The organism is Vibrio sp. 10N.247.310.98, assembly GCF_041467395.1.
In the GTDB taxonomy this organism is placed as follows: Bacteria; Pseudomonadota; Gammaproteobacteria; order Enterobacterales; family Vibrionaceae; genus Vibrio; species Vibrio crassostreae_C.
Genome location: NZ_JBFSUL010000042.1, coordinates 1 through 21,976 on the forward strand (window position 1 = coordinate 1; position 21,976 = coordinate 21,976).

Annotated in this window: 18 protein-coding genes and 2 pseudogenes; 8 read left to right on the forward strand and 12 right to left on the reverse strand. The window is 44.0% G+C overall.

Going from position 1 to position 21,976, the window contains the following annotated elements; all coding sequences use genetic code 11:
- The first annotated feature begins 127 nt into the window (after positions 1-127).
- The gene (locus AB6E78_RS15765; protein WP_017072032.1) at positions 128-808 is read left to right on the forward strand and encodes a Crp/Fnr family transcriptional regulator; all 681 of its coding nucleotides are present in this window, start codon (positions 128-130) and stop codon (positions 806-808) included.
- A gap of 145 nt (positions 809-953) precedes the next feature.
- Here the strand turns inward: AB6E78_RS15765 and AB6E78_RS15770 are convergent, their stop codons facing one another.
- From AB6E78_RS15770 to AB6E78_RS15795, 6 genes are all read right to left on the reverse strand, one after another.
- On the reverse strand, positions 954-2,657 hold the full coding sequence (locus AB6E78_RS15770; protein WP_017067877.1) for an FAD-dependent oxidoreductase: 1,704 nt from the start codon (positions 2,655-2,657) through the stop codon (positions 954-956).
- Between the two features lie 268 nt (positions 2,658-2,925).
- Positions 2,926-3,828 carry a VirK/YbjX family protein gene (locus tag AB6E78_RS15775; RefSeq protein WP_372074110.1) on the reverse strand — a complete coding sequence of 301 codons (903 nt, stop codon included), beginning with the start codon at positions 3,826-3,828 and terminating at the stop codon, positions 2,926-2,928.
- Positions 3,829-4,148: 320 nt separating this feature from the next.
- Entirely contained in the window at positions 4,149-4,292 is a 144-nt protein-coding gene (locus tag AB6E78_RS15780; RefSeq protein WP_017059112.1) for a hypothetical protein, read from the reverse strand.
- Positions 4,293-4,317: 25 nt separating this feature from the next.
- Positions 4,318-4,593: an HU family DNA-binding protein gene (locus tag AB6E78_RS15785; protein ID WP_017059113.1), complete on the reverse strand. Its 276-nt coding sequence runs from the start codon at positions 4,591-4,593 to the stop codon at positions 4,318-4,320.
- A 356-nt stretch (positions 4,594-4,949) separates the two neighbouring features.
- On the reverse strand, positions 4,950-5,645 hold the full coding sequence (locus AB6E78_RS15790; protein WP_017059114.1) for a VC0807 family protein: 696 nt from the start codon (positions 5,643-5,645) through the stop codon (positions 4,950-4,952).
- A gap of 321 nt (positions 5,646-5,966) precedes the next feature.
- A complete protein-coding gene (locus tag AB6E78_RS15795) occupies positions 5,967-6,539 on the reverse strand; it encodes a YceI family protein (RefSeq protein WP_372074007.1) in 573 nt (190 codons plus the stop codon).
- A gap of 276 nt (positions 6,540-6,815) precedes the next feature.
- On the opposite strand from AB6E78_RS15795, the gene AB6E78_RS15800 reads away from it, so the two are divergent.
- Both AB6E78_RS15800 and AB6E78_RS15805 read left to right on the forward strand, forming a co-directional pair.
- The gene (locus AB6E78_RS15800) at positions 6,816-7,532 is read left to right on the forward strand and encodes a DUF1826 domain-containing protein (RefSeq protein WP_136982815.1); all 717 of its coding nucleotides are present in this window, start codon (positions 6,816-6,818) and stop codon (positions 7,530-7,532) included.
- A gap of 343 nt (positions 7,533-7,875) precedes the next feature.
- Complete coding sequence (locus AB6E78_RS15805; RefSeq protein WP_081228642.1) at positions 7,876-9,762, forward strand: methyl-accepting chemotaxis protein; 1,887 nt, start codon at positions 7,876-7,878, stop codon at positions 9,760-9,762.
- Positions 9,763-9,868: 106 nt separating this feature from the next.
- Here the strand turns inward: AB6E78_RS15805 and AB6E78_RS15810 are convergent, their stop codons facing one another.
- Positions 9,869-10,270, reverse strand: coding sequence for an ACT domain-containing protein (locus AB6E78_RS15810; protein ID WP_372133935.1), 402 nt, complete (start codon positions 10,268-10,270; stop codon positions 9,869-9,871).
- Between the two features lie 145 nt (positions 10,271-10,415).
- Positions 10,416-11,309 carry a LysR family transcriptional regulator gene (locus AB6E78_RS15815; RefSeq protein WP_017069834.1) on the reverse strand — a complete coding sequence of 298 codons (894 nt, stop codon included), beginning with the start codon at positions 11,307-11,309 and terminating at the stop codon, positions 10,416-10,418.
- A gap of 160 nt (positions 11,310-11,469) precedes the next feature.
- On the opposite strand from AB6E78_RS15815, the gene AB6E78_RS15820 reads away from it, so the two are divergent.
- The 3 genes from AB6E78_RS15820 to AB6E78_RS15830 all read left to right on the forward strand — a co-directional run bounded on the left by AB6E78_RS15820 (position 11,470) and on the right by AB6E78_RS15830 (position 15,800).
- A complete protein-coding gene (locus AB6E78_RS15820) occupies positions 11,470-12,369 on the forward strand; it encodes a Vmh family MBL fold metallo-hydrolase (protein ID WP_102320065.1) in 900 nt (299 codons plus the stop codon).
- Between the two features lie 310 nt (positions 12,370-12,679).
- Positions 12,680-13,495, forward strand: a complete 816-nt coding sequence (locus tag AB6E78_RS15825; protein ID WP_017059123.1) for a TauD/TfdA family dioxygenase — start codon at positions 12,680-12,682, stop codon at positions 13,493-13,495.
- A 256-nt stretch (positions 13,496-13,751) separates the two neighbouring features.
- Positions 13,752-15,800 (forward strand): response regulator, encoded by a 2,049-nt coding sequence (locus AB6E78_RS15830; RefSeq protein WP_372133936.1) that lies wholly within the window; start codon positions 13,752-13,754, stop codon positions 15,798-15,800.
- Positions 15,801-15,950: 150 nt separating this feature from the next.
- Here the strand turns inward: AB6E78_RS15830 and cqsA are convergent, their stop codons facing one another.
- Positions 15,951-17,132 carry an alpha-hydroxyketone-type quorum-sensing autoinducer synthase gene (gene cqsA / locus AB6E78_RS15835; protein WP_372133937.1) on the reverse strand — a complete coding sequence of 394 codons (1,182 nt, stop codon included), beginning with the start codon at positions 17,130-17,132 and terminating at the stop codon, positions 15,951-15,953.
- Between the two features lie 275 nt (positions 17,133-17,407).
- Positions 17,408-18,790 (reverse strand): PLP-dependent aminotransferase family protein, encoded by a 1,383-nt coding sequence (locus AB6E78_RS15840; protein WP_372133938.1) that lies wholly within the window; start codon positions 18,788-18,790, stop codon positions 17,408-17,410.
- A gap of 103 nt (positions 18,791-18,893) precedes the next feature.
- On the opposite strand from AB6E78_RS15840, the gene AB6E78_RS15845 reads away from it, so the two are divergent.
- Positions 18,894-19,790, forward strand: coding sequence for an EamA family transporter (locus AB6E78_RS15845; protein WP_372133939.1), 897 nt, complete (start codon positions 18,894-18,896; stop codon positions 19,788-19,790).
- A gap of 117 nt (positions 19,791-19,907) precedes the next feature.
- Here AB6E78_RS15845 and AB6E78_RS15850 read toward each other — a convergent pair.
- Positions 19,908-20,045 (reverse strand): annotated as a pseudogene (locus tag AB6E78_RS15850) (GTP-binding protein); the annotation flags it as partial.
- 449 nt (positions 20,046-20,494) lie between these two features.
- Between AB6E78_RS15850 and ihfA the strand changes: the two are divergent.
- Positions 20,495-20,791, forward strand: coding sequence for an integration host factor subunit alpha (ihfA, locus tag AB6E78_RS15855; RefSeq protein ID WP_004734853.1), 297 nt, complete (start codon positions 20,495-20,497; stop codon positions 20,789-20,791).
- A gap of 172 nt (positions 20,792-20,963) precedes the next feature.
- Here the strand turns inward: ihfA and AB6E78_RS15860 are convergent.
- Positions 20,964-21,959: pseudogene (locus AB6E78_RS15860) on the reverse strand (ABC transporter substrate-binding protein).
- Between the last annotated feature and the right edge of the window lie 17 nt (positions 21,960-21,976).

Genomic DNA, 21,976 nt, shown 5'->3' on the forward strand with positions numbered 1-21,976 from the left:
TTCTTGAAGATAAAAGCGGCTTTCCCCGGAAAGCCGCGATGAACCTTTTTTATTGGGTTCTCTCCTGTGGTTTAAGTGGTTACAATCGTTTGAATATAGACAGCAGTAATGCAATGAGAGAGTAAGTATGAAGATTGCACCATACTCAAGCGGACGCTTTAAAAACTACTTAGAACAAAAAAGCTCTGAATTTAGAGATCTCATCTACCAACACCAAGTTAACTCTCGTTACTTCAATCAAAATGATGAAATCCTACGTCAAGGTGAGCAGCTTCAGTATCTTTATGTAGTGCCCGCTGGAAGAGTCTCTATGAGTATTTCGGCGGCTAATGGGCGACGCTTTCAATTGGGCGAAGTGAATTGTGATTATCATATCTTCGGTGAGATGGAGTTTTTCACGCAGACCCCTTGTCAGTGGAACGTAGTGGCTGATGAACACATGCAAGTTGATGTTATTTGTATCCAGAAACTATCAGAAGCGCTACATGAAAATCCGGAGATGATGTTCTTTTTCGCCTCTGCATTAGCGGAAGATTATCAAGACTCTATGGGCATTTACACTAATCGTCTTTTACACTCAATTACCTACAACATTGCCTACGACTTATTGGTTCAAAGTCAGACAAATACTGTGTTAGGCGGTTTCGATAAAGTGAATCAAGAAGCGGAACGTTTTGGCACATCGAGCAGAGTGTATCGAAGAGCGGTTAAAGACCTATTAGACAAGGGTTTCATCAGAAAAGGAGATCAAGGGTTAGAAATTGTCGATCAGCGAGCACTGCAAGCTTTTATTGACTCCTACGAATAATAAAAGAGCTTGGCACTTACTTAAATGCCAAGCTCGGTTTTTCAATGTTTACTATTAACTACTCGCATCTATTTATGAGCGACTTTCTCTCAGCAACTAGCCCGTAAGTGTCCGCGCACCATTACCGGCGACTAAGTATTAATCCTTAAGCTTTTGCATACATGAGTGTTCTATAACCACCGATTAAGTTGCGTGCTTTAAAGCCGTTGTTGACGAGTTGGCGATAAGCCACGTTACCACGTAACCCGACTTGGCAGTAGATTACAATCTCTTTGTCTGCTGGGAGCTCACTCATTCGATCACGCAGTTGGTCGACAGGAATGTTGATTGCGCCTTCAATAAAGCCACCATTTTCTAGTTCGCTAGGGTTACGAACATCGAGTAGGAGTTGGTTGTCGCTTAATGTTGCAATCTCATCGAAATGAATAGGTGTCGCGTCACCTTTAATAATATTGTTGGCAACAAATGCGGCTTGGTTAATCACGTCCTTGGCACTCCCGTAAGGTGGTGCATAGGTTAATTCAAGGTGTTGAAGCTGATCAACGGTCATACCTGCACGTTGAGCTACTGCCATAACATCAATGCGTTTATCTACGCCATCTTTACCGACGGCTTGCGCACCTAGTATTTTCCCTGTCTTAGGGGCGAATAACATCTTGAACGAGACAATCTCAGCGCCAGGATAGTAGCTAGCGTGGCTTGCGGTATGCACATAGACTTTTTCATAGTCGACGCCTTCACGCTTCAACTGTTTTTCGTTTTTCCCTGTTGAGGCAACGGCTAGGTCAAAAATCTTACAGATAGCTGTGCCCTGTGTACCTTGATAGATTTCATTGCGTCCGAGCATGTTGTCGGCAGCCATACGACCTTGACGGTTAGCAGGGCCAGCAAGCGGAACTAGAGTTTGTGCACCTGTGACAAAGTCTTTTTCTTCGACCACATCACCCACAGCGTAGATGCTAGGATCGCTAGTCTGCATCATTTCATTGGTGTAGATACCACCTAGTTCGCCAATTTGAAGTCCTGCTTCTTTTGCTAACTTAGTCTCAGGACGCACACCGATAGCCATGATTAAGATATCAGTAGTTAATGACTCGCCATTATTAAGTGTTAATTCTAATTCACCCTCTATGTGTTGGTGCTTCTCGCTCTCGCCTGAATCAAAACTTGCGATGTGTTCGTTAGGTATATATTTCACAGACTCAAGCGCGACGCCGAGTTTTAGGTCGATGCCTTTGTCACGAATCTCCGCATGGGCAAAGCCGGCCATTTCCCGGTCTACTGGCGTCATTACTTGGTCAGCCATCTCAATCAACGAAGTCTTGATCCCAAGCTGATGAAACGCTTCCATCATTTCCAAGCCGATAAAGCCACCGCCAACAACTGTCGCGTGCTCAGGTTTATTCATTTGGATTGTTTCGATGATGCGATCCATATCTGGAATATTGCGTAGTGAATGGGTGAGGGGGTTATCGATTCCTGAGATGGGAGGAACGACGGCACCGGCTCCAGGGCTGAGTAATAAGAAGTCGTAACTCTCGCTGTAGTGATTACCATCAACAAGATTTTTGACTGTAACGGTTTTATTGGTGCGATCAATAGAGGTAACTTCGTTCATCACTCGTGCGTCAACGTTGAAGCGAGCTAAGAAGCTTTCAGGTGTTTGTAACAGAAGCTTGCTTCTATCCTCGATATCGCCACCTATGTGGTATGGCAATCCACAGTTGGCAAAAGAGACGAATGGTCCTCGTTCAAACATTATGATTTCGGCTTCTTCACTAAGACGACGAGCGCGTGCAGCAGCTGAAGCACCTCCAGCTACGCCACCGATGATTACAATTTTAGTCATACGTTTACCTATTACTGTCTCTAAGTTTAACTATACAAATTGCCGAGCATAGAGCTTGTATCTTCTTAATGATCAGTACTGGCTGGTCGCCGGCGATTGAGTAGTTTTCGAAATACCTAGATACTATAAAGATGTAAATTAGCATTGTCTAATATTTATTTTGAAGCTATCACCTCGGGATTGAGCGTTTGGTCCAAGGGCTGTGATTAGACTAAAGCACGCTAGTAAAGGTAATACGCGTTAGCGAGTCGAGTACAGGTTAGCCAAATTAACTGTCATGAGCATAATGAACAGGATCACGGATGTGCTGACTGATTACGTTCTTCAGATCTTGTTCATACAGATCTAGCCAGGCATAACGCTCGCGATACAACTTACGCTTTTGACGTTTTAGAGCTTCAAGATCTTTCCTGTTCGGGTTTGTCGGGAGACGATAGAAATAGTTATCATGCACCTGTCCATCGTGCTCTTCCCACAGACTGTCGTATTTAAGGCTGATGTCTTTGTTTTTCTTACCGTAGCGTAATGAGTTCGAGACATGACCAGACTCTTTTACCGCATAGATATTGTCGATACCCAAGTTAATAGCGAGCAGTCGTAGTGTTTCTACCATGAAGGATTTAGGTCTTAAACCGTAAAAAGCTTTGGTGAATGTGCGGCTAAATCCATTGTCATTGGCGCCACCCTGTATACCGCCGATGTAGATGTTGTTGTCGAAAACAGTAAACGAAATGGTATACATTTTTTCGAGTTGAGAGTTGGTCAATGAAATTGTCAGTTCACCTTCTTTTCTCGCGTTTCTTTCGAAGCTGAGATTAACCAGATAAACGTTGTCATCTATCTCAAGTTTTAAAAGATTGAGCCTTTCGTTATAGATTTGGTGTCTAGCTTCTGTTGCGAAGGTGTTTTCAAACCAGTCGTAGTGTTTGGATAAGATATCGATCTTTTCTTTATTGCTAAAGCCAGTACATAAGTAGGGAGTCACAAATTTAGAAAGGAAGTTGGGTTGCTTGATAAATAATAACTTTCTCTCTTCAGAGTTGAAACTATTACTCATTTTTCGAGTAGCTGAATAATAAAACAGGGCTCGAATAGTAAACTTAACTATCGCTTTGTACTTACCCTTATTTTTATGGGTATTTGCTTCAATCCCCATGCGAACGACATTCATAATCACCTCAAAGAAGAAGGATTGCTCGAACATAGTCGTGTCATGAACCCTTCCAATAATCTCACCAATAACAAGAAAATGATGATAGTGAAAAAGGTGATTTGGGTAAGTATGGATATGTATAGCTATGTAACTCAATCAGTTACTTAGCGTTCAGATTTTGGACAGATGTGTTTGTCGCTTTAGTGGGGAGGGGTATCAATGTTATTTATTAGAGGCGCTTGCTCCTAAATCAAAAATGCCACTACAAATCTGCAGTGGCATTAGAACGATAACAAACTATCACCTTGCTTAAACCTAAACTTTAGTTCTTATATAAACTAAAGTTCTAACAGTTTAGCCAGTTCACGCTCTTCGAGAAGCTCTTCAATGCGTTGACGAGTCTTAGGCGTTTCGGCTTGCGCTTTAGTCGACTTGCCTGCTTTTTTGCTTCGGCTCGTTTTCGCTTTTTCCTTAGTCGTCATCGTAATCTTCCTTGTGTTTTTTGTGTTACAGGTTGCACGTCTCTTTTAGTGCCTTGCCCGCTTTAAATGCTGGCGTCTTTGATGCGGCAATCTGAATCTCTTCTCCGGTTCGCGGGTTACGACCAGTGCGAGCAGCTCGAGAGTTAACTTTAAAGCTACCAAATCCAAGGATCGATACGTCATCACCGTTCGCAAGCGAAGTAGAGATACCTTCAACTAGCGCATTTAGTGCTGTGCCTGCTTGGTCTTTTGAGATGTCTGCAGAAGTCGCGATGTGTTCAACTAATTGAGATTTGTTCATAATCTATATTCCTTATTGAGTACGGCTGGCGTCTACCTTTAGCACCTAGCTTATGCGATCTTATCAACAGCAATTGAAATAATGTCAGTGAGCGGGTAGAGCTTTGTAAAGTAACCAACAGAATTGACTATAAAAGCATCTGTCGGTTCAATCAATGCAATTCATTGATTATTATTGGTTTATAGACATGTTGCCCAAATTTACTTGAGAAAAGAGCATTAGGGTTGCCCGTTCGATTCATAATCCAAATCGAAGCTGTCATCTATCACGTTGATAACGAAAGAGTAAAAACAAAGAAGCCCAGCTTAATTGCTGGGCTTCATGTTGTGCTGTCAGAGCGATTTGTTAATTCAGAACTATTTAGTAATAAAAATTTGTTCTGTTTCTAGTGATGTCATCGTGCGAACTTGACGCCAAATGTAGTAGAAAATACCTAACATCATCAGCATGCTTGGGATGGCGATTGCTGGGTAGCTGTAAAGTGTCAGCTTGCCAAGTTCTTCATTAAAGGCAGCGGTGCCAGCAGGGCTAGTCACAATCCAAGTCGCTAGGAAGTAGTTCATAGCTGAAGAAAATGCGAAAGTACTCGCGAATAGGTAGTTGGATGTCATTAGACAACGATCAAACTTTGCTTGGTTACCGAACTGCTTTAGGCGCTCTTCAATAAGAGAGATATTTAACAGGGCCGGTGTGAAGATAACTTTCTGGATAAACGGGTAGCGGGTGAAGGTTGAGCCAAGAACCGCCAAACCAATTAGACCAGGGATTAATGCTTCTTTTAGTGCTAACCAACGAGTGTCTAGCTCAAAGAAACCAATACCGCCCGTCAATAGCACGCTTACAAAGCCGAGCGCAGCGATGAAGTTGAACTTCTTATTGCGGATTAACTCCATGCCACCATAAGCAATAGGGAAGGCAAGGGCAACAAGCAAAGCTAAGCCTGTTCCGAGATGCTCATCTCCACTGAACTTCATTAAAATGAATGAAGGAAGAAAGACGTTAAACACGACTTCGAAAAGAGGACTCGATTTTTTGTTTTCTGTGTTACTCATAATTTCTAAATACATTATGTTATGGATTTGTTCTCAGGGATTGTTGTTTACCTCGTCCAAGATGTAAAGCCTTAAGGCGTCATGCTGTGTAACGACATGTGACATCAACGACATCTCTGAGCCTATATAACGCTCAATTTAATACTTTGTGAGGGATGTTTATCTGGCCGACTTGGGGAAATCGAGTGGAAATTTTGGTTTAGTTTATTCAAACCTAATTCAGTTTATTGCGTTGTCGCGTACTCTTACTCACATTCACCGCTCTCAAACGATTGATGAATGTGAAATGAGGGAGAATAGAAAGGAATAGTTATAAGTCCATTATTGGTCGAAAAGTAGGTTAAAGCTTAAAGGGATTTGGTCGGAAATCGCTAATTCACCCACGGTCGCTGAAAGTTTGTTTAGATTCTCTGTCGATATCCCAAAATCAGCGCCGTTGACGATGATTGTCGAAGCTGAGCTAACCATGACAAACCCTGAGGATGGAACCACCACAACTGGGAAGTCGATCGTTTTGGTTACGCCGTGTAAAGTAACTTCCGCTGCTACTGTTGTTCTTTTTGGATCACCAGATAGCATCGACGGTTCAACCTTCCCAGAGATCTTCACTTCAGGAAAAGTCATCGATTCAAAGTAGAGTTCATTCAGTCTCTGGTCACGAATAGCGACTCCGGTGCTCACGCTTTTCAAGTCCAATACTATTGAAAACTGACCCTCTTCGGTAAGCCCTCCAGACATAGGTTTGATGGATGCGGGCTCGACAACAAACTGCTTTTTAATGGTCGCGAATGTGATGTTCGATAACTTCGGATCTAATGTGTAGCCCGACTCCGCGAAAGATTGAGCGGAGATAACGGTGCATAGGAGGCCGAATGTAGAGATTAGTTTTTTCATAAGTTGTCACCAGATTGATGAATTCACAGGTTTACGTTCTTGAGTCGTACGTTTTTAAAATGACTTTTTGGAAAGAGTGATTGAGAGAAGCTTAGTTCAGCATTCGAAAAATTACCGCAGGAAAAGAAGAGCGTCGCTGTATTACTGGAATCATGATCGACGAAGTGACTTGTTTATTTTTGGTTATGTTATAACATAACCAAAATCACTCTTGCCAAGAATAATTATTCTGTTGGTAAAAGGGAAGCGATGAGCATGTATCAAGGAGACGACGTAATGAATGCCGTGTTAACCAAGCCTTTGGCTACCAATAGCAGCCAGCCACTCAACATTAGTTCAGCTGTGAGTATTCAGGATAAGGCAAATCACAAGCCAAGCTTGAGTGCTTCTGAGCAGCCAACGGTATTAGCGGATATCTACCAAAGTGATATTAATATAGCGGTATGGCAGCGACAGTTTGATGAAGGCTTAACGACGGCAATTAGTGAATTTATCGCCTTGAATCCAAACTTTAGTAAGTCTGTTAGCGTGTCACCTGATAATGCTTTCGATAAGTTGGAATTTGCTACCGATGGCACCGCCTCTAAAGCGCTATTAGAAAACATGGCAGAGCTGGTGGATATGTTCTGTTGTTTGTTTGAGCTTGAAGAAGTCGGGTTGCGTTTAGCCGTTCTGAATAAAGCGATGTGCCCACGTTTCCATTTTGATCAAGTGCCTTGCCGCTTGGTGACAACTTATCATGGTGTTGCGACTCAATGGTTGCCAAACGACTTAGTCGACCGTTCTAAGCTAGGGCTAGGGGCTAACGGAAAGCCTGATTCTGTTTCAGGCCTGTACAACGACGAATCTGACATCCAGAAAATGGCCAGTGGTGATGTTGCGTTATTAAAAGGGGAGCGTTGGAGTGGCAATGAGAATAGAGGCCTTGTTCACCGTTCACCAGTCACTTCATCTGACGAAACACGATTGCTGTTAACGTTGGACTTTGGTTGATCAACTTTTGACTATTTAGTTCGCAACCTGTTTCTATTCAGACGTTCAACTCATTTAAATACCTTCCTAATGAGCTAACGGCATGGCGCGATCTGTGCCGTTATTATTCTCAAACAGAGACACTCATCAGCTGACCATGTTTAGCACATTAATTCAAAATTTAGAGTTTACCATTCTCTAAATCAATGGGTTACGATGCGTGCACTTACTCACATATATCAATATTTCAGTTCCTCATCGGTTTCTTAATTTATTTTAAAGCGTAAAATATATCCCGCTTGCAAACCTCTTTGGCAACCAATTTGTTCGCCACGGTTTTTTACTTCCACATTATAGGTTTCCTATGTTCAAGAAACTCTCGCTTAAAAATAAACTGGCGATTTCAGCCAGTATGGCCATTATCCTGGGGGGGATCTTGGTCGAGGCATTGTCTTTTCGTGCTTCATTGCAAAGGTTGGATACAGAAGTTGAACAGCGTTTAGAAGGCGCATCGGCTTCTTACAATCAATATGTATCGGATTGGATCTTATCCAAAGAGCGTGCGCTTACTTCTCTTTCGAAAGAATCCAAACAAGAAAGCTTGGTGACTCACCTAAAACAGGTTCGTGATTCAGCCTCTTTTGATAATGTCTTCTTGGCGTTTCCAGACGGTTCGCAAAAGAACGCAAACGGAGTGGTATTGCCGCCCGGCAATGATGACCCACGTCTATGGGGTTGGTACACCAACGCGGTAGCAAACCCTAGTAAGGTGTTCATGGATAATCCAACGGTTGCAGCTGCAACTGGGGCGAATGTTGTGTCGCTGGGTACTGCCATGCAATTACATGGTCAACAGGTTGTGTTAGGCGCGGATGTTGAAATTACCGACATTCTTAATAGCCTAGAGCAAGTGATTCTTCCGGGTGAAGGTTACATGTTCATCGCGACCAATAAAGGCACGGTTTATACGCACCCTGACACCAAGTTACTGAACAAAAATATCAGCTCACTTGGGTTAGATTTTGCGGACGTACAAAAGGCGCTGACTAGCGGTAAAGACACTTCTATCGAGTTGAATGGCAGCGACTATGTTCTGTACGCACGTGCGATTGATGGAACGAGCCTGATTACTGTGAGCGTTGTTAACCATGACTCTCTGGTTGCGCCACTATTTGATGCAGTGATTGGTCAAGTGTTGGTGACGCTACTTGTGGTGATCGTATGTACCATACTGTTTAACCTGTTGTGTACGATTCTATTCCGCCCGTTGAACCACGTTTCTCAAGCACTGGCGCAAATCGCGAATGGTAGTGGTGATTTAACTCAACGCATTCATGTTGAAAACCAAGATGAAGTGGGCGAGTTGGCTCATAACTTCAATACCTTTGTTGGAAGCTTACAGCAGTTGATTGGCCATATCCGTGGGCAGTCAGAACAGCTAAACAGCCAGTCAGAGCAAAGTGCTCAGCGTGCGAACCGTTCGGTGGATGAGCTTAATCATCAGCAGCAAGAAATCACTATGGTCGCGACGGCCGTAACTGAAATGGCGAGCGCCACGCAAGAGATAGCATCGCATGCCGAGCAAACAGCAAAAGCGGCGCAAGATTCAGCGACAAGCACTAACAGTGGTCACGCTCTGGTTGTGGATACCAAAGGTTCAATCAATAACCTAGCCAATGAAGTTAATGAAGCGGGTAGTGTGATTAGCGAACTTAACAAGCATGCTCAAGAGATCTCGACTGTACTCGCAACGATTCAAGGCATTGCAGAGCAAACCAACTTACTTGCTTTGAATGCTGCGATTGAAGCGGCTCGTGCTGGCGAACAAGGTCGTGGCTTTGCTGTGGTTGCTGATGAAGTACGTGTGCTTTCGCAGCGCACTCACTCTTCAACGGAAGAGATCAAATCAACAATTGATATCCTGCAGCGTACAACGGCGCAAGCGGTTGAGCTGATGGAGAGCAGTTCTAAGTTGGCAATACATTCAGTAGAAGATGCCGATCGAGCTTCGCATGCGCTTGAAGAGATCAATACTGCAGTTGCTTTGATCAGCGATATGGCGACTCAAATCGCGACGGCTGCTGAAGAGCAAACACATGTGACGGGTGAAATTACCCAGAACGTGACGACCATTAAAGATGTTACCGACCACTTAGTTGTGGGCGCACAGGACAGCTTAACTGAGTCGAACGAACTTAAGAGCCAAGCCGCTGGCTTAAGTGACAAAGTGGCGACTTTTAAGCTTGCTTAACTGGTTCGCTCACTGATGCCTGATCAGTGAGTGTACGTTAAGCAATAAGCCAAAGCGACGTAGATTACGTCGCTTTTTTTGTATTTGTGAGTAATCGAATTCTTTACTAATCTACTTCTGAAAACTCTTTCAGCGCACTCATTGCAGCTTCTGCTTTGTCTTTTTGAACGAAGATGTGGTCGTGATAGTAGCCCGCAACCACGTTAGCGCTAATGCCGTAAGAGCCAAGCTTTGTCGCAAACGCCGCCGTTAATCCAACCGCTTCAAGGCTCGAATGTACCGATAAAGTGATAAGGCTAAATACACCGTCGAAGTTTAGCTGAGCTTTGGTCGCAACTTCTTCTTTCAGAACCAGTGTTAAACCTTCTTTCTCACGAAAAGTCGAGATTGGATTGAGCTGAACATAGTCTGTTAACGCTCCGTCGACAGTACAGAAAACATAGTTGCCTTCAATGAGTTCTGGTGACATGGACTTTAACAAAATGTCTAAATCGGTAATGGCAGTCATAGTCAGTTTCCCTGCGTTAATAAGCTAATTGATGATGTATGCAGTCACGATAGAAGCAACTGACAGTTAAGTAAAATTAATGATTTTAATTCTGCATCAGTTTTACTAATGGCAAGTTTTCCTCCTTAGTGATGGCATCGTACTTCTACCAACTTGTCGATTGTTCCATCTCGTCAGATAAATGGTCGATAAAGGCTCTTAACAGCGGTGTGACTTGTTTACGCGTTCCATAAATAGCATGAACACCGAGCGTTTTAGGTTGCCATTCAGAAAGCAGTGGCACTAATAGACCATCACGCATCAAGGTTTCCACTGAAGGGAAGGGCAGTAAACAGATACCGTTGCCTTTGAGTGTGGCAGAAAGCAGAACCTCTGAGGTGTTTGCACTGATATTCCCTTTAATCGGAACCGATTCGAGCCCATTGGGGCCATTGAACGTCCAAGCGGTTTTGCCAAAGTAACTGAACGATAAACAGTTGTGGTGCGCTAGATCTTGGGCTTCTGTGGGTGTGCCTTTCTCTTTTAGATATTGAGGCGATGCGCAAATCACGGAGCGGCATTCACCGATCTGCTTCGCGACAATATTGGGCGTCAGTTCGTTGGTTATGCGAATGGCCAAATCGATGCGTGACTCAACCAGGTTGACGGTCTGATCAGTCGAGATAATGTCGATAGAAACCTCTGGCCATTTGGCGATGAAGCGACTAATTGATTCCATCAAGAAGCTATCGACAATCGAGTAGCTCGCAGTAATACGCAGCTGACCTTTTAAATGCTCTCGGTTTTGGTTTCTGATCCCAGCTAGGGATGTTTCCAGTGCCAAAAGTTCTCTGGCGACCTCAAGTGTTTCTTTACCTGCGCTGGTTAAACTCAAGCTTCGTGTTGTTCTGTGAAGCAAGCGTGTGTCCATCCATGCTTCTAACTCACCCAAATAACGAGTGACCTTGGTTCGTGAGAGATCAAGGTGCTCTGCCGCAGCGCTTAAACTGCCACGTTCCACTATGGTGACAAAGACATTCATTGCCTCGAGTTTATCCATTGTTTTATTGCCTAGAGAATTAAACCGACCTCAGTATATGTCCGAAAACTACAACAGTTAAAGTTAATTTGATGTCTATTTCATCTAAAAACAATCAAATAAGATATTTGGACATTCAGCGAGTTGGCAGGTGTTCAACTCCAAATATCGGAATAAAGCCATGAATACGTTATCGAAAACCCTGTTATCAAAAAGCATGCTTTTAGGAACCATAAGCCTAGGAACCGTGCTGGCATCAAGTGTTGCGCTAGCGACAGAACTGAACATTACTCACTATAACCCCGGCGAGAACGCGATATTCCCGGCAAGCTCGGTATTGGTCTCGGGTGAGAAAGAAGTGATTCTGTTTGATGCGCAATTTAGTGTGGCTGATGGACAAAATTTGGTGGAGCAAATCAAAGCGACTGGCAAAAAATTATCGATGATTTACATCAGTAGCGGCGACCCAGATTACTACTTTGGTTTGGAACCGATAGTTTCGGCATTTCCTAACGTTAAAGTCGTTGCCAGTGAAGCCGTTGTCGCGCATATCAAACGCACCAAAGATGCAAAGCTTGAATACTGGGGGCCTATATTAGAAGGCAACGCGCCCTCTAAGGTGATTGTTCCAATGGTGATGAACGACACAACATTAAGCATCGAAGGTGAAACCATCGAAGTGAAAGAGATAAATACACACCAAGCTTACCTATGGGTTCCGTCTGAAAAAACGGTGTTTGGTGGCGTGTCGGTGTATAGCGGTGTGCATGTATGGATGGCAGATACTGCATCGAAAGAGATTCGTAGCCAGTGGTCACAATCGTTGGAGCGTATGAAAGCACTAGAGCCAGAGGTTGTAATTCCGGGTCACTATTTAGGTGAAATGCCAACAGGAATAAATGCAGTTCACTTCACGAAGGATTATGTGGTTGATATTGAAAAAGCGTTGGCGAGCAAAAGTAATCCAACATCGGTCGAGATCAGTGATTACATGAAGAAAGCCTACCCGAAATTTGAGGCTACGGAAGGCGATTTAGAACTTGGCGCGAAAGTGCTAAGCGGCGAGATGGCTTGGCACTAGAGTTGATTATCTCGGTTGTGTCCCAGAACAGTCTGAAGATTGTATGCTAGATTTATTGGTGATACACAACTGGAGATATCGATGATCTGGCTTTCAGTGAAAGTACTACAGATTGGACTTGTCTATGGATACAGGAAGTATCAAAAAACGAAAAGAGCTCCAGCTTAGGAGCTCTTTTTTTGTTTCGGAGAGACGACTTTCTATTTCAAGTGAGAAAGAAAATCAGCATTTACCCGGTTTACAGTTAGTAGTCAGATTAGCCTAGTAGCCAGATCCGCCCTGCAACTCAATATCACCAATAAGCGAAAGTATGTTGAAAATAGAACCCATTACTCCTCACATCGGCGCTCGTATTCACGAACTAGAGCTTTCTACATGCAGTGCTGATGAACTCGATAAGGTGTATCAGGCACTTATTGCCCATCAAGTGATCTTTCTCGACGGGCAGACTTTGTCTCCAGAACAACACTTGATGATTGCACAGCGCTTTGGAACGTTAGAACCTGCACATCCTTTCTTCCCTCGCGTGGAAAGTGCGCCACAGGTGAGTGTGATTGAAACAACCCGTGGCAATGCGCCAAAGGAAAGTTATTGGCATACCGACTTAACGTGGCGCAGCTTGCCGTCGAAAGCTTCCCTGTTGCATGCTCAACACATTCCAAGCATTGGTGGTGACACTATCTGGTGTTCTATGACTGCGGTTTTTGAATCTCTACATGAAGATATGAAAGCTAAGTTGAGAGGGTTGTCGGCGACTCATTCGCTTGTGGCCTTTGAAGGTATAGAATCAGAAGACATTGATCTCGATTGGCACAAATCCTTGATTAAAACAGCACAGGAGAATCCGCCAGTGGTTCACTCTGTTGTTCAAGTTCATCCTGAAACGGATAAAGAAACGCTCTGTATCAATGAACAGTTTACTCGTTATATCAACGAACTCGACCGCAAAGAGAGTGATGTTTTACTCAGCCAACTGTTTGAAATTGCGAGACGCCCTGAGTTTCAAGTTCGTTTCAAATGGGACAACGGCTCAATGGCGATCTGGGATAACAGGGTAACGCAACATTACGCAGTGATAGATTACGGGGATACTCCAAGAAAAATGCATCGAGTAACAGTGACATAGCGGTAAGCTGAACACAGTTATCAAAAGAACACCGCGCATGCCCATCCCTGAACCAAGCACTCGTACTTAAATTTAAGCGTCAGCAGGGTGCATCATTCATCTACGCTTAATAATAAAAACAAATGCGTTGGTACATATTTGATTGAAACCTCACTGCTCGGACGTGATGTGTAATATAATCGGCGCCAAAATATAAGTATAAAAACCAAATCATAGAATTAATAAACGTCAGGGCTTAGAGAGCAAAGTATTTCGTATGAACGCGATTCGTAAAGTTTACCAGTACGCAGAACCGAATTTAACCCTCGTGGGTTGGATGGGCTTTGTCGGCTTCCCAATTTACTACATTGTGTGGGAGTTTTTGTTCCCGCAACCCTACGAAAACTTAGCGCTTCGCCTGTTTTGCTCGGTATTGTTCTTTGGCATTATATTTCGCAATCGCGTCCCATTTGAATGGCGAAAATACCTTCCGGCTTATTATCAAGTTGCCGTAACTATCTGTTTGCCAGGTTTCTTCTTCTACATGCTGCTAATGAATAATTGGTCCAACGTTTGGGTTATGTCATTCATGTCGGCTATTTTCCTCCATATTTTATTGGTGCACGTGACGAGAGTGATGTTTGCACAAACCTTTGCCGGTATTGGGATTGCTACCTTGTGCGCTTGGATTGCACAAGGCTTCTACCTCGAACTCACAATGGATTGGACGCATGTGCCAATCTTTTTGTTTATCTACTTATTCGGCAACTTGTTCTACTTCCGCAATCAGGTGGAACATGAAAACAAGGTGTCATTGGCGAAGTCTTTTGGTGCGGGTATTGCCCATGAGATGCGAAACCCTCTAAGCGGATTACTTACCTCTATTGATGTCATGCAGTCCATATTGCCGAACCCTAAAAGTGGCGATCAAAAAGGGCAATATGCGTTAAGCAATGAAGAAGTGATTCAGTTGCGTGAAGTGGGCGATGAAGCGATGGAGATCATTCATTCCGGTAACGAAACGATAGATCTGTTACTGACTTCAATTGATGAAAACCGAGTCTCTCGATCTACGTTTAAGAAGCATTCAGCGCAAGCGGTGGTTGAGGATGCGATAGACAGTTTCAATTACAAGCGCTCTGCTGATAAGTCAGCAATCTCCTTGGATGTGCAGAGTAACTTTGAGTTCTTGGGTAGCGACACCTTGTTGAAATACGTCATGTATAATCTGTTCAAGAATGCGTTCCATCATCGTAGCCCTGAAGATTTTCATATTCATGTCACCATGTTCAGTGATGAAGTGACGAACCAGATAATGGTGACGGATAACGGCTCTGGTATTTCGAGCGATATCATTCGTCGTATTTTCCAAGACTTTTACACCACAGGCCAGTCGGGTAATTACGGTTTAGGTTTGCCATTTTGTCAGAAGGTAATGCGCTCGTTTGGTGGTGAGATTAAATGCCAGTCTGAAGTGGATCAATGGACACAGTTCACGATGACTTTTCCATCTTTGTCTTCCCATTCGGTGAAAGAAATCAAGAATGAACTGACTAAACTTAAGACTGTGCTAATGGTGAGTGACCAGAAAGTTCTCACCAATAAAATGACTGAGGTAGCCCGTTTTATGGGTTTTGAGCTCACGGTGTTGGATGTAGCATCAGCGCTTAAAAATAAGGAATACCAGTTCGAATTCGACTTGATATTCGTTGACATGGAGAGCTTGGATTTAAGAGCAAGTTGCCTCGATAGGATTGAATCTTTACTTTCATTCACTGAAGCTCGAATCATCTATTTGTATGAACATCACCCAATTAAATGTGTCCGAAACGTTGCTTTTGAACCTATTTGGGTGGAGACACAAGTTTGGCTACTGAATACCAAGGCGACCATCGAACGCTTACTTTTCGACTCCAACTATGTGATGCCATCAGTTTCTGTAAAACCGTTAGAGGCTACCAATAAGCGCACGATCATGGTGGTCGATGACAACGAATCTCTGCGCCGATTTACCGCGATGTTATTGGAAAAGCAGGGTTTTGATGTCGTACAGAAAGAAGATGGGCAACAAGCCTTAGACGCGTTGGATAGCGATGATATTGATTTAATTCTGATGGATATCGAGATGCCAATCATGGACGGTGTTGAAGCTTCTCGTCGAATTCGAAGCGCTAACAAAGCATACTCTTCAGTGCCGATTATTGCTCACACGGGTGACAGCTCGCCAGTCACTTTAGAGAAAATGGAATCGTCAGGCATGTCGGACTTTATTGTTAAACCTGCCGATAAAAACCGACTGTTTGATAAAATTGCTCACTGGATTTAGCGGGTGTAATAGTCTGAAGTTCACGGCCATTGGGTAGACATAGATTCAAGAAAGAGCTCAGCGAATTGCTGGGCTCTTTTTGTATCGCGACATGATAGCGTCCATTCAGTCCTGCCGTTGGTGTTGGTTATAAATATGGTTCGAAAAAGGTTACACGAACTCTAACTCGGGGTGATGGTACGCTTCGTGACAAACCGTGAGCACATGGTCAATGTCTCTTGGTGTCATATCGGCATTCACTGAAAAACGGATGATGTTTTTGTTCTTGCCCGTCGCAGGGCGGCAGAATACCGCACCGAACACATCACGTTCTTCTAAGAAGTCTCGCACACGCTCCGTGTTTCTTTCATTGCCGCACTCTAGCGCTACAATTTGAGACTCACTGCGGATATTAAAGCCAATTCGCTTTAGCCCCGTAGTCAGCGACTTAGCCCGATTGAATAAGGCTTCTCGTTTGTCTTCCGCACCTTTGATCACCTCCAACGTTTTCTCTAAACGAACCACTTCTTGTGGTAACACTGTTGAGCTAAAAATCGCAGGGTACGCCACAAACGGCAAGGTTTTAGACAGTTGTTTAGGGCCAAGGATTGCCCCAGCGCGATAAGCAAAGGTTTTTGCCAAGCTAACGGTGATGAAGTCGACTTGGTTGGTGAGCCCCAATGCTTGCACTAAGCCTGCACCATTCTCTCCATGTGTACCCAGTGAATGGGATTCATCAACGACGACCGCACAATCAAACTCTTGCGCCATTTCGTAGATGTCGCGCAGTGGGGCAATGGTGCCTATTGTGCTGTAAACCGAGTCGACAACAATGACACCTGAGCCGTGGCGCTCTAACTGTTTGCGTAGGTGATTCATATTGTTATGCATAAACGGATGGGCAACTGCGCCGGCAGCCCGAATCCCTTCCCATAGCGACATGTGTGCAAGGAAATCAATATACACAGGTGTGCCCGGTGGGCAGATGGTTTGCAATAGCCCAATATTGGCCGCCCAGCCCGATTGAGAAAGCAAACAGCTCTCCATTCCAACATAGTTCGCAAGCTTAGTTTCGAACGCAGGTTTAGACTGATCATCTTGTAAGAAAATGGCAGACATCACCACGTTGTCATCGTGCTCACAGATCGCCGCTTGATGGGCTTGTTGGATCTGTTTGTTGTGTGACAGCGCTAGGTAATCATTGCTCTGCATCACAACGGCACTGCGCTGGGGGCGTTTACCCAATACCAAATGCTTTTGGCTTTGGTTCTGGGTAATCAGGTCTTGAATATAGAAGTTCAAGCGTTCTTCGATAAAGGAAGGTAGTGGTTTGTTTTTTGTTTTATCACTCATAATAGTTCTCTTCAAATACAGGAAAACGCCAGCGCTGACGGCTGTATATTGACGATAAAAAGTGATGTGTCATTAGCCAAGTTGCATAATTTTGTGGGTGCTTGCAAACTCAGCATTTAAGGGTTTTGAGGCGTGTGGGTTTCCTTACGGTTCGGGGCTTTACCCGAATTAAGATAGGAATAATAGCCTTCTTTTTTATGACAAAAGGCTATTAGAATTCGGCATTCGAAGGCATTTAAAAAAGCGGATTTTGAAAGGCTACGTGCTACGTGCTGTTAGCTGTGAATATGGATAAGCTCGATTAAGGCATCCAATTGCTGCTTGGCTCCACCCTCTAACGAATACCCAATATTGATGCGTAAGCAATTGCTGTAAAGGTCGAGAGTGCTGAACAGGTGTCCAAGCCTAATATCAATGTTCTTCTCGGTAATGCCCTGAGCAAAGGCTGACTGGTTCAAGCTTGGGGTTTGCAGCCAAAGCACCATGCCACCTTGTGGATTACTTATCTTCACATCTTGAGGAAGGTGCTGAGCCAAATAACTTAGGTATTGTTGGCGCAAAGACAAGATCTGAGTGCACCTTCTCCTCACGTGCTTAGCGTATTGGCCAGATCCAATAAAGTCAGCAACCGCAAGCTGAGTGGGCAGGGCAACGCCGTAGCTCGCAGCTGAGAACTGAGCCTTGTATTCGTTGATAAACCTGCCCGGCAAGCACCATCCCAAACGGTAACTCGGTGACAAACTTTTCGATACTGATCCACACCATAAGACAAAACCGCCTTTGTCGTAGTATTTCGCGGGGAGCGGCGTGTGTGAGGAGTAGGACAGTTCCAGATACACATCATCTTCAATGATCGGCACTCGATAGTGATTCGCTAATTCAGCCAGTTTCTGCTTTTGAGTGGCTGACATGTTGATCCCTTGAGGGTTCATATGAGAGGTACAAAAGATCGCGGCATCGACTTGTTTATTTTTCAAATGCGCTTCCAGTTGTTGCAAGTCGACACCATCATCTAGAGACGGGATCTCGATGATTTTTCGCGACATTTGTCCGAGCAATTCCAGAATACCGTTGAAACATGGCGAGCTAATAGCGATGGTGTCGCCTTCTTTAGTGCAAGATTCAAGTGCGGCCTTAATCGCAGACATACAGCCAGCCGTAATCACCATCTCTTCAGGTGAAAAGTGCACATCGAGCTTGGCAAAATGAGTGGATAATGCCTGTCGTAAAATCGGCTCACCTTGTGTATCTGGGTAATGGTTAAGCCTGTTGCTCATACGCCTAATAGCGCGACGAAAACTTCGTTCCAGTTCAACGATCGACTGCTCATCATTGGTGGTGCTCGAAACCCCTAAAGGTCCGTTGATTGAGTTGTGAGTCGATGACGTTTGCTTAACGCTAGACACCTTACTCTCAAACTGTGCCCACTCAGGCGTTGAGTGAGATGGTTTGTGAGGCGAGACAAAATACCCCGCTTGCGGTCGAGAATGTATCCAGCCTTGTGATTCCAGTTCTTGGTAACAGCTGACCACGGTCGACATGCTGATGGCTTGTTGCTTGGCCAATTGACGTAGCGAAGGCATGCGTCCGCCTTCCGGTCTTTTGCCGGTTTCTATCTCATCGATAAACTGATTGGCTAGCTTTCTGTAGATACTCATTGTCACGACCGCCATTAACTGTACTGGTTTTTATTGTAAAAATTGTATCTGTACTGGTTTTATTGTTCAAGGGATACTCATTCGAAACAAAGGAGGGGTCAGTATGAAAAGAAATGATTTGTTGTTAGCGGTATTCGTCATGGCGATTTGGGGATTCAACTTCTCGATGATCAAAATGGGTGTGACTAATGTTCATCCGTTGTTAGCAACCGCCGCGCGTTTTTCGCTAGCGGTGATTCCGGTGATATTTTTTGTAGCGAGACCTAATGTCGCTTGGCGCTACTTAGTCAGTTATGGCTTTGTGTTAGGTGTGGGTATTTGGGGGATGGCTTCATGGTCGATCACTGCTGGTTTATCGTCTGGGCTTTCATCGGTCTTACTTTCAACCAACGTATTAATCGGCATGGCGGTTGGCGTGTGGGTGTTCAAGGAGAGTGCTTCCGTTCGTAAGTTATTGGGTGCGATGCTAGCCATGTGTGCGTTGGCGGTATTGGTATCAGCAGCTACGGGTAATGTCACCGTTAATGGCGTGATCTTGATTATGATTGCGGCGTGCAGTTGGACCTTGATGGGCGTGATTGTTAAGGCATCTAAAACCACTCAAGCATTTGTATTTAATGTCTGGGGGATGTTGTTTGCTCCGGTGCCATTGGTGCTATTTGCAGTGATGCTACACGGTGACCAAATAATCTGGCAGGGCATCGAACAGTGGGATTGGAACACGACGATTGCGGTGCTGTTTCAAGCTTACCCAACCACGCTATTTGGTTATTGGGTATGGAATAAGCTGCTAATCCAATACCCTTTAAGCACGACCGCGCCGTTAACCTTGTTAGTGCCTATCTTCGCATTGATCAGTGGTTACTTTATGTATGATGAGGTGCTGTCTGTGGCTCAGGTTGTTGCATCAGTACTGTTTCTCGTCGGGATTGGTTTGATTGTGAAACCTGCGAGTTCATCGAATACCACAGCGACACAAACACTTGCTGAACAAAAGTGATTGAAGAAAACTGATATTGCATGAGCAGCTTTGAATGACAAATAAGACCTCGCACTTGTGAGGTCTTATTCTATGTCGAAGAAGTGAAGTTATTTAAATAACCAACTTACTAAGCAATCAACTAACCATACACGCAAGTAACTGGCTCTCAAGATCATATTCTATTTCTAGACCGATCATTTCTATTCTGATTTCGATACACTCATCGAGTTCTGATTCCGTCAAGCCATCCTCTGTTAAGTTGTAACCGAAAACCTCAAAAGAAGATAGGCTTTTATAAGTGAATTCGAATTAAATTCTGAAATGATACAAATCTTATATTTAATAACGCTTATTTAGTAACCTTTGTTGAGTCCCATATCAAATCAAGTGGCTGATTTTATTGGGTATCGGAGAAAAGTCTCAAAAATTATTATTTAGTTCGCTAAAGTTTTAAATTCTATTAATGGTTGTTTGTATGGGATATAACTCCATCTCGTTACTGTTGAGTAGATGGTTTTTAGCTATATATGTGAAATTTGAAGCGAGTTATCTTTCTGATTTGAAAGAATAATTAAATAGTTAAGATAAAAAAGTTGGCGAAAATCAGAAGCTTGGCATACACTTTCCTTGTAAATGACCTTATCTCATTGATTGAATAGGGTAAATGCTTTGGCGCTACTGGCGATGGTAGCAATGTTTAACATAGCTTTGAGGAAAGTTTTATGGCACTCACGAAGGCCGATTTGGCTGAGAACCTGTTTGAGACACTCGGATACAGCAAGCGGGATGCCAAGGAAACGGTGGAAGTGTTTTTCGAAGAAGTTCGTAAAGCGCTCGAAAATGGCGAACAGGTAAAACTGTCTGGTTTTGGTAATTTTGATCTTCGCGAGAAAAACGAGCGACCTGGTCGTAACCCGAAAACTGGTGAAGACATTCCAATTTCTGCTCGACGTGTTGTTACTTTTAGACCGGGACAAAAACTAAAGGCCCGTGTCGAAAATATTAAAATCGAGAAGTAGCCAAGCAATAGACCACGCCTAGCGTGGTCTTTTTGTATCTGCATAGAGTTTAAGCTAAACGCATTTCTTTAATTTTTAGTAACCTTTCTCAAACTCCATCTATTTACTGTCCGGTAAGAACTTGCTTTAGATGCGAAAACAGAGGCTAGGCCTCTGACTTTGAATCTTCACTCTAAAGGGCTTGTTGAACCTTGCTTGCGATGTCTTCAGACACCCAAGGCTTCCATACCTGTGGTGAGCTTTCTAGAAAGTAATACATGGCTTCTTCGGCGTCGGCTTGGTTGTCTTCCATCCAGGCAAGCAACTCACTCATTTGTTTATTGGTAAAACCACGCTTTTCAAAGTATTGGTAGGCAAGAGGTTCGTTATTAGCAAAGGCTTCTGTGGTGATTGTGTGAACCGGTGCTGGTGGATACATGGTCACTTTAGGAGATTCACAATCAGGTTGTGTCGTACAGTTACGGAATTCCTCAATGTCAGTACCACTTCCGAAATCAACCTTCACCATTTCATACTTACCTAGCACAGGCGTAGGCGACCAGTAATATCCAAACCATGCTTTTTTGCGTTCGTAAGCTTTCGCTATCGTACCTGCTAAAGCGGCGCCTGAGCCGGGATCAACCATTTCAAAATTGTGATCTTCTAACTTAAGCGCATCGAACAGGTGACCGGAGGTAATCTGACAAGTCCAACCCGCAGGGCAGCTATAAAACGCAAACTTCTCATCATCTTCTGGGTGTTCAAACAGCTTTGCGTTTTTAATCACACCTTCAATGGTTGTAAGCTCTGGGTACTGTTCAACAAGGTAGTTTGGTACCCAGAAACCTTCTTCACCGCCGTTGACCAAAGACTTGCCCGCGTAACGTAGACGCTTATCCGCAACACCCTTATCCAACGCTTCTTTGATGCCATTAGTCCAAAGCTCTGGCGCAACATCAGGTTGACCTTTTTCAATCATTGACGTGCCCGTAGGGACGCTATCACCGGGGGATTAAGTCCGCTTCACAGCCGTAGCCGTTATTCAAAATGAATTGGTCGACATGAGCAATGGGCTCGCCGAGTTCCAGTTCATGTCTGCAGTGGTGATCTTTCCGCATTCGTCAGCACTAGCGTGTACAGAAAACGCAGCAAGTAGCACGATGGAAAGCATGGATTTGTTATTCTGCATTGACGTAATTCCTTTTC